General features: G+C 46.0%; 10 protein-coding genes and 2 pseudogenes. 5 read left to right on the forward strand and 7 right to left on the reverse strand.

What is annotated here, in order from left to right; genetic code table 11:
* Positions 1-183 (forward strand): annotated as a pseudogene (locus QZ938_RS31685) (RNA-guided endonuclease TnpB family protein); the annotation flags it as partial.
* A 14-nt stretch (positions 184-197) separates the two neighbouring features.
* Here the strand turns inward: QZ938_RS31685 and QZ938_RS31690 are convergent.
* Positions 198-470: pseudogene (locus QZ938_RS31690) on the reverse strand (helix-turn-helix domain-containing protein); the annotation flags it as partial.
* A gap of 34 nt (positions 471-504) precedes the next feature.
* Here QZ938_RS31690 and QZ938_RS31695 point away from each other — a divergent pair.
* The gene (locus QZ938_RS31695) at positions 505-756 is read left to right on the forward strand and encodes a hypothetical protein (protein ID WP_293356191.1); all 252 of its coding nucleotides are present in this window, start codon (positions 505-507) and stop codon (positions 754-756) included.
* 215 nt (positions 757-971) lie between these two features.
* Here the strand turns inward: QZ938_RS31695 and trxB are convergent, their stop codons facing one another.
* Complete coding sequence (gene trxB, locus QZ938_RS31700; RefSeq protein ID WP_293356188.1) at positions 972-2,342, reverse strand: thioredoxin-disulfide reductase; 1,371 nt, start codon at positions 2,340-2,342, stop codon at positions 972-974.
* A gap of 562 nt (positions 2,343-2,904) precedes the next feature.
* On the opposite strand from trxB, the gene QZ938_RS31705 reads away from it, so the two are divergent.
* On the forward strand, positions 2,905-3,921 hold the full coding sequence (locus QZ938_RS31705) for a methyltransferase domain-containing protein (RefSeq protein ID WP_293356185.1): 1,017 nt from the start codon (positions 2,905-2,907) through the stop codon (positions 3,919-3,921).
* A gap of 293 nt (positions 3,922-4,214) precedes the next feature.
* Here QZ938_RS31705 and QZ938_RS31710 read toward each other — a convergent pair whose 3' ends face one another.
* The 3 genes from QZ938_RS31710 to QZ938_RS31720 all read right to left on the reverse strand — a co-directional run bounded on the left by QZ938_RS31710 (position 4,215) and on the right by QZ938_RS31720 (position 7,564).
* Positions 4,215-5,168: a hypothetical protein gene (locus tag QZ938_RS31710; protein ID WP_293356182.1), complete on the reverse strand. Its 954-nt coding sequence runs from the start codon at positions 5,166-5,168 to the stop codon at positions 4,215-4,217.
* A 148-nt stretch (positions 5,169-5,316) separates the two neighbouring features.
* A complete protein-coding gene (locus QZ938_RS31715) occupies positions 5,317-6,429 on the reverse strand; it encodes a GGDEF domain-containing protein (RefSeq protein ID WP_293356179.1) in 1,113 nt (370 codons plus the stop codon).
* Between the two features lie 640 nt (positions 6,430-7,069).
* Positions 7,070-7,564 (reverse strand): DUF427 domain-containing protein, encoded by a 495-nt coding sequence (locus tag QZ938_RS31720; RefSeq protein WP_293149827.1) that lies wholly within the window; start codon positions 7,562-7,564, stop codon positions 7,070-7,072.
* A 111-nt stretch (positions 7,565-7,675) separates the two neighbouring features.
* Between QZ938_RS31720 and QZ938_RS31725 the strand changes: the two genes are divergently transcribed.
* Positions 7,676-8,944 carry a GH25 family lysozyme gene (locus QZ938_RS31725; RefSeq protein WP_293356176.1) on the forward strand — a complete coding sequence of 423 codons (1,269 nt, stop codon included), beginning with the start codon at positions 7,676-7,678 and terminating at the stop codon, positions 8,942-8,944.
* A gap of 711 nt (positions 8,945-9,655) precedes the next feature.
* Complete coding sequence (locus tag QZ938_RS31730) at positions 9,656-11,614, forward strand: cation:proton antiporter (RefSeq protein ID WP_293356173.1); 1,959 nt, start codon at positions 9,656-9,658, stop codon at positions 11,612-11,614.
* Here the strand turns inward: QZ938_RS31730 and QZ938_RS31735 are convergent.
* Positions 11,543-12,073 carry a hypothetical protein gene (locus QZ938_RS31735; RefSeq protein ID WP_293356170.1) on the reverse strand — a complete coding sequence of 177 codons (531 nt, stop codon included), beginning with the start codon at positions 12,071-12,073 and terminating at the stop codon, positions 11,543-11,545. The two genes, QZ938_RS31730 and QZ938_RS31735, sit on opposite strands and share 72 nt — an antisense overlap.
* A gap of 369 nt (positions 12,074-12,442) precedes the next feature.
* Entirely contained in the window at positions 12,443-12,598 is a 156-nt protein-coding gene (locus tag QZ938_RS31740) for a CHAT domain-containing protein (protein WP_363318924.1), read from the reverse strand.
* Positions 12,599-12,695 lie beyond the last annotated feature (97 nt).

A 12,695-nucleotide genomic window follows, 5' to 3' on the forward strand; every position in this document is an offset into this window, starting at 1 on the left:
AGAACATCAATCGGTCAATTAATTAATTCCGATGTTAATGGTTCTTATAACATCCTCAGAAAAGCAATCCCAAATGCTTTTAGCGATGGGATAGGGAGCTGTGTAGTTCAGCCGAGGCGGGTTAATTCGCTCAAAGTAAAAGCGAAGGGGGAGGGACTCGAAGCCTCTCATGTCTATAAATGACTATACTTTTACCAGCTATGGGGAAGCTTCAATTCAGGAATCGACTTCTTTGCCTCAGCCAACGTTTTACACTGACGAGCAAAAGTCGGTCTAGGCGCATCGGCGGGAATAATATATTCTTGCCTGATGCTGCATGAGCTGATCTCACACTTACGAGAATTGACCCAATCCTTCCTTTCCCTCAACGCCAAATTGTAGACCTTGCGGCAAATCGTCAGCCACTGGTCGAAAGTTTCGCGTTGCGCGTCGGTAGGAATGAGCTTGTACTCGTAGGTTAGATTCAACATTGCACCATTATAACTCTAGTCTGAATAAATAGGATTGCATTTATTCAGAATCATCAACGAAGATATCCGAACCAAAGCCGCCCTGGAAGTGCGGGGCTTGTATCCCATTTCTTCGGTCATGCGATCGCCAAAGTTCCGCGAGCTGGCTTTTATGGACGCTCCGAAAACATCACCATCAACCAGGTTTTTGCGTGACGAGCGCCAATCTAATTTTATCAAACATCGATCGGAGGCGATCGGTCTGGTTCGCAGTCAGGACTTTAGTCCTTCCAAAAGCGCGGACTGAAGTCCTCACTACCAACTAAGGAATGAAAAATAAATAAGGTGACTAATTTGAGGAATACTCTACCTCGCATCAAGGCTTCTGGGCTGTAATTGTGCAAGTTATTGATTTTTCATTCCTAATCCGATCGCAGCGAGGACTTTAGTCCTTCCAAAAGCGCGGACTGAAGTCCTCACTACCAACTAATCCGATCGCAGCCATCCCCTACAGACGCGAGCTTACAAATTGCTGGCAATTAACTCGCGATACTGGCTTTTCGGCTTAACTCCCTTGAGCTCAGTCACCAAACCTTTGTCTTTGAAATACTGAATTGTCGGCGTACCAATCACGCCAGCATTTTCAGCAATTTCGGGATCTTCTTCGATGTCGATTTCCACGTAGTGAATTTTGCCATCGAACTCATCTATTACTTTGCTCAAAATCGGTTTGAGACTGTGGCAAGGGCCGCAACTCGGAGCCGAGTATTTAACTACAATCAGTCGATCGCTATCGTGGAACAACTTCCGCAGAGCATAACCTCCTTCGTGGCGGGTGTCGTTAATATCAAAGTTCTCGCTAGTTTTGCGGACTTTTGGAGCTTCCGGTGTCGCTGCTGCTTGCTGCGATTCCTCGGTTTGATGGAATTCCTGAGTCAAGCCGTTCGATGACAGCCACCTTTCTGCCAGCATCGCCCCCATGCAGCCGCTACCCGCCGCAGTGATGGCTTGACGAAACTCGTGGTCTTGCACGTCCCCGACAGCATACACTCCATCGACGCTGGTTTCCACCGAACCGTGTTTCGTGGCGATATAGTTTAGTTCGTCGAGTTCTAGCTGACCTTGGAAAAGCTGAGTGTTGGGAGTGTGACCGATCGCGTAAAACAAACCCTTCACCAACAAATCGCTCTCGGCGTCGGTCTCAATATTTCTAATTCTCAACCCATCCATCTTGCTCCCCGGCACTCCCAAAACATCCACAGCTTCGGTGTTCCAGTGCACGGTAATTTTAGGATTGCTCAGCACTCGGTCTTGCATAGCTTTGCTAGCACGCATCCGATCGCGCCGCACCAACATATGGACGTGAGATCCGTATTTTGTCAGATAAATAGATTCTTCCGCTGCGGTGTCCCCCGCCCCGATGACAGCTAAATCTACTCCTTTAAAAATTGGGGTGGCGCCGTCGCAAATCGCACAGGCAGAAATCCCGTGACTCCAAAATATGTGTTCGCTAGGCAAACCCAATCTTTTAGCAGTCGCGCCTGTGGCAATTACTATGGTGTGGGTTTTGATTTCCCTGTCTTCCGATCGCACTGTAAACGGCCGCTTGGTTAGATCGACATAAGTTACATCTTCTGTATATAACTCGGCACCCCAACGAACTGCTTGAGCTTTCATCCGATCCATCAGTTGCGGCCCGGTGATGCCTTCGGGAAAGCCGGGGAAGTTTTCGACTTCTGTGGTGGTCATCAGTTGACCGCCCGGGATGCCTCCGGCTTGGTAGCCTTCAAAAACGACTGGCTTCAGGTTGGCTCTCCCGGCGTAGATGGCTGCTGTGTAGCCTGCGGGGCCTGAGCCGATAATTACTAGGTTTTCTACGGCTTGTTCAGTCATAGCTGCTTACTTGAACTCATAACGACTTCGTTTAATCTCAATTATAACAGAGATGGGGAAAGTTCGATCGAGCTTATCTCTATTGTTGAGCGGTTGAGGGCGATCGGCACAACTGACGCTACTTTGATAAGCAAAAACAATAGTAAAAGTAATTTTGTTTTAAATGTTCAATCAATCTCCAAAAACCCGGAAAATTACCATCCTTCACTATTGATTCCATTCTCATTTGCTTGACGAATTTGCAACCTTTGAGCTATTATACGATTCTGATACTCAAGGGGTGCTATGACAATTTTTTGATTTTGACCCTGAAACCCTTTAAAATCGTAAAATTTTCAATTTTGCAAATGTAATATCTACAAATTTTTATGCGAAATACGCATTTTGTGGATTAAGAATTATAAATAAAATTTTGCTCGATTTGACAAGATACAGTATTTATGATATGTAAGGCGCGAAAGGGGAAAAAGTCGATCGAATTTTTTAACCGCAGATGCAGGCGGATGAACGCAGATGAACGCAGATAAAATAGAAGTACGATCGATTTTTGCTGTTTTGGTTGATGGATAAAATCAAGATATTGTTTGTGTGCAGCCAGAATAAGTGGCGGAGTTTAACGGCCGAGAAGATCTGCGAGAAAATTAGCGGGTACAGCGCGCGATCGGCTGGAACGGAAAAAGGTGCGAGAATTAGAGTAACTGAAGGTTTGATTGGCTGGGCAGATCTAATATTTGTGATGGAAAAGAAGCATGGCGATCGACTTCGCAGCAAATTTCCCGACAGTATTAAGGACAAGGAAGTTATCTGCCTCCAAATCCCCGATAATTACAGATATATGGAACCGGAGTTAGTAGAGATTTTGCAGGCAAAACTCTGCTTATATATGGAAATCCCAAATCGTGAGATGAATTTTATGCAGCGAGTTTTGGAACCGGAAGTGATGGATTCCTTGGAAGAGGCGATCGAATACGATTCGATGGACTTTACTGAGGTTAATGCTGCGTTTGCCAAGAGTGCGGCTGCTTTGGGGCCGGTTTTTGGAAACGTTTTGGACGCGGGGACGGGTACGGCGCGAATTCCAATCGCCCTCACTCAACTGCGGCCGGAATGGAAATTGACCTGCATTGACTTGTCGGCAAATATGTTGAAAGTTGGAGCGCAGAATGTCGAAAAGGCCGGAGTGCGATCGCAAATTAATCTCGAATTAATTGATGCAAAAGCCATGCCCTATCCCGACAATAGTTTTGACATGGTGATTTCCAACAGCATTATCCACCATTTGCCCGATCCGCTGCCGTTTTTGCAAGAAGTCCGGCGGGTGTTGAAGCCGAACGGAGCAATTTTTTTGCGGGATTTGCTGCGGCCAGAAACAGTCGAAATTAGGGATAATTTAGTCGAGCTTTATGCGGGAGATTGCAACTCGCATCAGAAACAACTGTTCAGCGATTCGCTACAGGCGGCTTTTACGTTGGGTGAAGTTGAGGAGATGATGCAAAATGCCGGGTTGGATGGGTTGAGAATTTACGAATCTTCCGACAGGCACTGGACGGCCGAACGTGCTTGGCGTGAGTCTGTTTAGGCTGCAATACGGTTGACTTAAGATGCTCCGAAGAGAGGAACGTTAGCGAAAGCGATCTTTTATGAAAGCAATCTCCGTATCTATTTTTCATAGGGTTTTACCCCCAGGGTGAGCTTAAGTAAACGGTATTGGTTTAGTCTGGGGACGATCGAGTTAACGTAGGGTGCGTCGCTACCAAAGTTCTTGCCAACAAAGCTTTTATCCCCTAGCGACGCACCAGACTGGGGTTCGATCGTCTAACCGCGAAGACGCGAAGAACGCGAAGGAAGAAGAGGGAAGAAGTAAATAGTCTTCTACTGGTATGGCAATGGAATTACTCGACGCATCAAATGGCCGCTAATGTCTTCATCCAACCACTCAAGTGCATCGGGATCCCAGTAGGCAGTTGCTAGTGGCAACCAACCAAAAAAAGAGCCCAGCCCACCGCAAATAGAGCATCCACCGTCTCCGCCTCTGACTGTATGTTTGTCGCTAATTATCTCGCAATCGTAAGGATTTTGAGCGATATGAAGTCCGAAAAAGTTGGGCTGCAAGTGGAGTTTCCAGTCGGCTGCCTTGTCAGTTGGGTAGCGATCGCCCGGACAGAAGTCTCCCCAGCGAAATAGAGTTGTGCTTCCCGCACCGCAGGCATACTCCCATTCGTCGAAAGTTAGCAAGCGCATTCCTCCAGCAGCTAAATCAGCCTGAATGTCTTCGTAAGTCTTCCGCATAATTTGCCAAGCCGCGATCGAGCCATCTTGACATTTTTTAAATCCATAGCTAATATCTGGTTTCAAGTCAGATCGATTAACAATCCTAGCAGCCGGACAGTCTGGATGGTCTTTTAATAAATTCTGAATTTTAAGTAACTCCGAACTAATTGCCTCAAAACCAATCTTTGTTGGTTTAATTTCTACAATCAGCGGGGGGACAATCACCTTGCGAGGCGGTGTAGTGACGCTTTGTAGGTAAGAGTAGATATCTCGATCGAACAACCCGTATTCCTCAGCACTACGCTGAAATGATTCAATTTGCTCGTCAGTCGGGCAAAAATTGTCGGCTTCGTATCCAAGTTGGACTTCACCTCCTGGAATCAGAGAAAATAAAGCTCCTTCATGCTCAAAAACGGCAACAGAGAGTTGACGGCCACCATAAGAGTAAAGTCGTAAACCTATAAAAATTAGTGACAGAGGCAGATGTGCTGCTAACTCCTCTGAGTAGCAATATCTTTGTTCGTCACTCAATTTTTGCCATTCTTGCAATTCCATAAGCTAAAAGTTCCTCACCTCAATCAAACTCTTCTACTTATTTATAGCCTTTCTCAAAAAGATGAGGTATAACTGACAGCTTATATAACCACTTAAACCAAGACGGTTCTCTTGGCAACAACGTCCGCGAATATGGGAGCTCGAACCGCTATAATTTGATAGAATCTAAAATTACCCGATCGCGCCCTGCGTCTTTAGCTTGATAAAGCGAACGATCGGCTGCTGCAATCAAATCTTTTTTTGAAGTTGTCGGTCGAGGAACCGTACTCGCTACCCCCAAACTTAGTGTAACACAAGGGGATACTGGCGAGTTAATATTTTCAATTGCCATTTTTTTCACCGAGACTCGAATGTGCTCTGCAATCGAGACAGCAATCTTTGGCGAAGTTCGAGGCAAAATTACCGCAAATTCTTCACCTCCGTAACGAGCCACCAGCATTTCCTCCGAAACTTCGCCTGCCGAGTCATTTACCGCCTCAACAATTGTTTGTGCTACCTGCTGCAAACAAGCATCTCCCGCCTGATGTCCGTAACTATCGTTGTATTTCTTAAAAAAGTCAATATCACATAATATCAAAGATATTTCTGCTGTTTCTTCTCCCAATTTCTGCCATGTTTTATCTAAATATTCGTTAAAACAGCGGCGGTTTGCTACCAAAGTTAAGCCATCGGAGTTAGCAAGGCGATACAATTCGGAATTAGCTGTTTTTAATTGAGAATTAGCTGCTTCTAGTTCAGATTGTATTACCGATAAATTGTAATAAAGCTCGCTAATATACCAAGTAGCTTGTTGGTGAATTTGAGCTAAAGCTACCAATACTTGATGCACGTCTAACAGTCGGTAAACTTGAGGTGCTAACTGCACAACAATCGGCTCGTAAAGTAGTTCCGGCGGCCGCTGCACGGCTCGCTGAGCAGCCATGACAATTAAGGCTACTTCTGGTAAAATTAAAGTATCGGTTTGAGCTATTTGATACAAAGCCAGAATTGGTCTGCAAGCAAATATATCTACTCCGTATGGGCGACTCATCCTTTCCATAAATCGCCTGCGCGATATCATTCCTAAAAATTCTCCATTTACGGTCAAGATAACTCCCGGAAGCAGGGGGTGAGATTGAAACAACCGAGCTACGTCTTTGGCTAGGGATGAAGCTTCAATTTGAAAATTAAAGACAGCCAGATCCTTAAGAGTAGACTCTAAAGTTAAATTTTCAGGTGGTTTTTCAGGGAAGTTAGATGGCGCGATAAATTCCACAGACACAGCGCATATCCGAATGAACAATACAGCAGCAACAAATCTAGTGTCAGCTCTTGAATTATTTTAACATTTATTTATTAGCATTGGCTGTATTCTTGACTACAGTGTTTGTTTGAGGAGGGGCTGATTCGTTAGCTTCGGCAGTGTGGATTGCATTGGTTCATCCTCGCTTAATAATAGACTTATAGTATTCTTGATTTTTTTCTTGTTGGCTTGTTGTCGCGCAAGAAAAGGTTTCTGCGCCCGCCCTTAACTCATGTATGGCGCAGACTAACTCAACAAAATCAGTTTTTAAGCCGAGACGAACTCGTAACTAAGTTGTGCGTAAAAAACGCGGTTTCTTTGCCATTCCTCAAATCAAAACCCAAAACCGCGAAGGGTGGCGAGAAACCCAGCAATTTCACAATTACCAGAAAGAATTGGTTGAAAGCCGGAACGTTTTTCGGGAGAAATTAAAATCAGACTATTCATTACTCCAATCCTCGGACTTAAGGGTAGAGATCACTCTCAAACTCTCAACTGTCAACTCTCAACTGTCAACTCTCAAACTGTCAACTGTCAACTGTCAACTGTCAACTCTCAAACTGTCAACTGTCAACTCTCAAACTGTCAACTGTCAACTGTCAACTGTCAACTGTCAAACTCACCAACCCCAAGTTCCGATTCCTCCCTTAAAAGGGCCGACAATATCTTTGGTAATCCAACCTCCGTAAAAATCTCCTGGTTGAGATTCCACTAATTCCCCGTCCACATAACAAGCATCCATCTGGCTCGGATAAAAAGCCACATAATCTTTAATAGCTGCAAAAACCTGATTGGGATAAGGATAAAACCAAGCAGCATTTACAACTTCCTTCGACCCTACCGTCACAGTGTAATAACCCGCTTGTCCCTTCCACTCGCACCAAGATCCCCGTGAAGTTTTATGCAAATATTCCATTTGGATGTCCTCGGGAGAGATATAGTAGGCTGGAGGGTGACTTGTCTCCAATACCCGAAACGGGCGGCGCGTATCGGCGATCGTCATTCCGTTAAAAATAATCTGTACGTGTTTGGTCGATTCCTCAAGACGAGGGGGGCGCGGGTAATCCCAAACCGACTCTTGACCGGGGCCTGGCTCTATGCGATCGAGGTTCACTTGTACAATCTCCCCTACAAAAAACAATTAGCAACTTAGCATTACAATTTAATGTAGCCTTAATCTAGTCGCTTCTTCACACAAATCCAGCTTTCTTCAGCTCTCCATCATATGAGCATTCGCGGTATAGATGTTTCCGACTACCAGCCCAACGTAAATTGGCAAGCCGTTGCCAAGGGAGGCATTCTGTTCGCATTTGTCAAATCGACGGAAGGTGCAACATTAGTTTCCCAAACTTTCGCCCGGAATTGGGGGGGAATGAAAGCTGCGGGGATTCAACGCGGTGCATATCACTTTTTTCGACCGGAAAGCAGCGTTCAAGGACAAATAGATTTGTTCTTGAAAACTGTCAAACTCGAAGCGGGGGATTTGCCACCAGTCTTGGATGTGGAAACTACAGGCGGTTTGAGTGGGGACGAATTGTGCGATCGCGCGACAACTTGGCTCGAAGCCGTGGAAAAAGCCACCTCAATGCGACCAATTATCTACACTTACCCCGGTTTCTGGGACAACCTCGGGACACAGCGGTTGGCAGATTACCCGCTGTGGATTGCCCACTATACCAGTGCCGAGGAACCTTGGGTACCCGGTGGCTGGAAGACTTGGACTTTTTGGCAGTACAGCGACACTAGCACTGTGTCGGGTGTCTCGGGCAATGTAGATGCCAATATTTTTGAAAGCGTCCGAGAAGGCGCCCTAAATTATAAAGTTGCAGACATCCAGAAGCAATTAAGAAGTAAAGGTTTCTATCAAGGCGCGATGGATGGCAAATTTGGAACCTCTACCACAGCCGCCCTCATCTCGTTTCAAAAATCTCAAGGCCTCAATGCAGACGGCCTGGCAGGAATCAAAACCTGGGCTGCGTTGATGAGAAAATCTCCCAAAGTAATTGTTCCCCCTCCAGCGCCGACACCCACTCCCAAACCAACTCCGACACCAATTCCAGTACCAGCCGCGCGGCTGACTGAGTTATTCTCAGCTTACCAAGCTAGTGCTGCTCAAGATACTGCCTTGATTTGGCTGCAAAGTCAAGTTTCTACCTCTGTTTTAGGGGAATTTGGTCAAAAGTGGCGGACAACTGCCACACCGGGCGACACTAATTTGCGATTGATAGATGTCAGCAAATTTTATCGCGGTTTGGCAGAACAAGACCAAGCTTTAGATTGGCTGCAAAAACAAATTTCGCCGGCTGTTATTGCCGAGTTTGCACAAAAGTGGCGCGCTCAATCGACTGTCCCAAATTCTCCGATTCGGCTGATAGATGCCTGCAAATTTTATCGCGCTGCACCCAATCAAAACCAGGCTTTAGATTGGCTGGAAAAACAAGTCTCGCCAGCAACTCTATCGGAGTTTCTGCGCCGATGGCAGAATGCCAAATGATTTGAGATTAATTCCACAGATGAATCTGGTTTTATTGTTCTGAAATTTGGTCAATCGCAGATTTTAGGCAGATGCAATCGGATGAATCTCACTTTTGAAGAGGGCTCTCGCATGACCGCATATAAGTTATTAGTTATAATCCCATATTCACGGAGCTCATGCTTCGCCCCTACGGATATATTTGCCTTGCGCCAGATGCACCCGAGGGAGCATCTCAGTTTTGCATTTATTATAGTGCTGTCCCCGCTCGCGAGTATTGTACAGCTCGCGAGCGGGGACAGCACTCAAAGAAAAAATGCTTTTTACAAAAATGAGATGCTCCCTGCACCCGATGCAACCGACGATGTAACGCAGATGTATTTCAAGATAGTTTCCGAATGAGTGCAAGAAGTTTCTTTGAGAATTAACTCGACATCAAATCTCCCCTTCTCCCCTTCTCCCCTTCTCCCCCTCTCCCCCTCTCCCTCTCTCCCCCTCGAACATAACAGACAATCTAGGCGCTACAGCTTACTCTCATCTTTGACGGTAAGAGAATTATCTGATAAAGTTATAGCCAATATCAACGTTTTTTAATTTTATTCACAAAAATCCAGGGCAGTGGCGAGTTTGTGCCAGCGTCAAGTATAGCGCCTGCAATCAAATCACCCCCGATCGCACTTTTAAATCTTTTAAATTTTAAAACCGATCGGGCAGCCTGTAACAATCATATCTATGGAAATCCCCTTTAACATCACCCTGTTGATGGTCATGACCGTCACCTGTGGTATCAGCGCTCAAGTTCTGGCCGCTTATCTGAAAGTTCCGGCGATCGTATTTTTGCTGCTATTCGGTATTTTAGCAGGCCCGGATTGCCTCGGACTGTTGCACCCCAATCTGTTGGGCAGCGGTTTAGAAGTTATGGTGTCTCTTTCAGTAGCCTTAATTCTGTTTGAAGGCGGCTTGAATTTGGAATTGCGAGATTTAGGCAAAGTTTCCGGCAGCATCCGCAATTTAGTTACTTTCGGCACTTTAATTACGCTCATTGGCGGCGGAATGGCAGCACACTGGTTGGGGGAATTTCCCTGGCCGATCGCATTTCTGTATGCTTCCCTAGTAGTCGTCACAGGCCCGACAGTCATCGGCCCGTTGCTCAAACAAGTATCCGTTGACAAACAAGTCGCCGCTTTGCTAGAAGCCGAAGGTGTTTTAATCGATCCCGTCGGAGCAATTCTGGCGGTATTGGTACTGAATATTATCTTAAACGGCAATGCTGATTTATTGGTCTTGTTTCGAGATTTAATCGTGCGGCTTTTAGTTGGCGCAGTCGTCGGAGTTGTGGGAGGTTGGCTGCTGGGATTCATTCTCAAGCGATCGCAATTTCTCTCAGAAGACTTGAAAAACCTAGTAGTTTTAGCAGGTTTGTGGGGATTGTTCGGCTTATCAGAAGAACTCCGCAGCGAATCAGGACTAATGGCAACAGTCCTCTCCGGCATCGTCCTCAGATCGGCTGCTGTGCCGGAAGAAAGGCTGCTGAGGAGGTTCAAAGGTCAACTCACAGTCCTCGCCATTTCCGTGCTGTTCGTGTTGCTGGCGGCCGATTTATCCCTCGCTAGTGTAGTCGCCCTCGGTTGGGGAAGTTTGTTTACAGTTTTAGCTTTAATGTGGGTAGTGCGGCCGATCAATGTGTGGCTGTGTACTTGGAATAGCGGGCTGAACTGGCGGCAGAAGTTATTTGTTTGTTGGGTAGCGCCGAGGGGAATTGTCTCAGCGTCGATCGCATCTTTATTTGCAATTTTGCTCACCCAGCGCGGCATCAACGGCGGCGACTCAATTAAAGCCTTAGTTTTCCTGACAATTATCATGACAGTTTTCGTCCAAGGGCTGACGGCGGGATGGATAGCTCAACTGTTAGGAGTCACCTCAAAATCAGCAACAGGTGCAGCAATTGTCGGGTCAAATCCTTTAAGCAGATTAATTGCTCGCTTATTTCAAGAACGCGGAGAATCAGTCGCAATTATTGACACGAACCCCGAAGCTTGCGCGCAAGCAGAAAGAGAAGGTTTGCGAGTGTTTTTGAGCAGCGCTCTCGACCATAGCGTGTTAGAAGAAGCCGGACTCGATTCGATGGGAACATTTTTGGCAATGACTAACAACGGCGAGGTAAACTTAGTGTTAGCTCAGCGAGCAGCCGAGGAGTTTTCACCGCCGAGGGTTTTGGCATTATTCCCCAAAGACCCGCAAGCAAATGCGCCTGCAAATAATAGTAAAATCAATCAAGCCTTTGTCTCCGATTTGTCGCTGAAGGATTGGAACGAATATTTGACCGACAGCGAAGTAAAATTAGGGGAAACCGAGTTAAACAGCGAGGGATTGCAATTTCAGATTGCTCACTTGCAAGCTTTGGTGCAAGCCGGGGAGTTGGCGCCGCTGCTGCTGGAAAGACAAGGATACTTGCAAGTCGTGTCGGCGACAGAGATTTGGCAAGCGGGCGATCGCATTATTTATTTGCTCTACGATCCTACACCGAAATTGTTAAAAAGATTGTCCGGTTCGTCCAACTCTCGCTTGACTTTGGAAAAGCATCAGGTAGTTGAAGAAGTGCCGATTCCTGCTCCTGTTTTAGAGAATGTTTTGGAGGAAGTTATAATCGAGAAGGAGGCAGAAGTTTTGCAGCCGCCAGTCTCGCGATAGGGACAGAGAGGGAGAAGAAGAGAGAGGGAGAACAGAAGAGGGGGAGAAGGGGAAAGAGGGAGAAGGGGAAAGAGGGAGAGGATTGTTGATAGGCGATCGAAATATACAATTTAGCGGTACGGGCGGTTGACTTTTTTCTACAGATTCCGACTGCACTCTTTGCTGTGCCACTCTCATCGCGGAGTCCCACAAATTTTTGTTGCGGACTCTTTCATCCGGGTCGATAATTCCTGCATCTTTCAATACCTCTGTCAGCAATTTCCACAAATGATAAGCAACGTATCGCCCTAAGTAGCATATTTGATAGTTCCGCGCGATCGCATAATTATTCTTGATTTCTTGGTATGTCAAACCATTTAAAACTCCTTGAATAATTTCTCGCTGTAAGCCGTTCAATGGTTCGCCTCTCTTTTCCTTTACCAGGTTATCTAGAATGTTTGTAGCTGATTCTGCATTCATAAAGTTACGCGGTAAGTTGACGGTTGACAGTTGATAGTTGACAGTTGGCAGTTGACAGTTGACAGTTGACAGTTGACAGTTGACAGTTGGCTAATAACTAATGACTGATGATTGATGACTAATGATTTAGGATTACTTAAATCTTAAGCAAGCCAGATGGAAAATTCATTCGTTCTACCCGCAGAGTTGATGAGGTATTAGGTGCAAGATTGATTGCGGGAAGGTGCAAGGTAGGTGAATGTGTAGAGATGATTCGGCGGTTGAAACCTCTTCTACACAAACAAAGATAACTCGGCGGTTGAAACCGCTTCTACACAAACAAAGTCGGCCTTCGCCGACTGAAGAATAAAGATCGCTCTTCAGAAAAACTTACTCGGCCTCCCCAATTAGAGTAAATGCCGCCCAATTTCGCGGCTGGGGATGAGTTTTCATCGTGGTTAACATTGCTTGCCGCAATGCCTGTGCTTTGTCGGGATTACTTTGCAAGTTTTGATAAAACCCACATTCCGCACCCCCAACTGGCACATAGGGGGATTGAGGGGGGAAAAGTGAATCATCCGAGACAAAAATGAGTAGAAATACTCAATTATCTCGGTGACTCAACATCACCCAGTAGTCCATT

The organism is Microcoleus sp. CAWBG27 (assembly GCF_020883145.1).
GTDB lineage: Bacteria > Cyanobacteriota > Cyanobacteriia > Cyanobacteriales > Microcoleaceae > Microcoleus.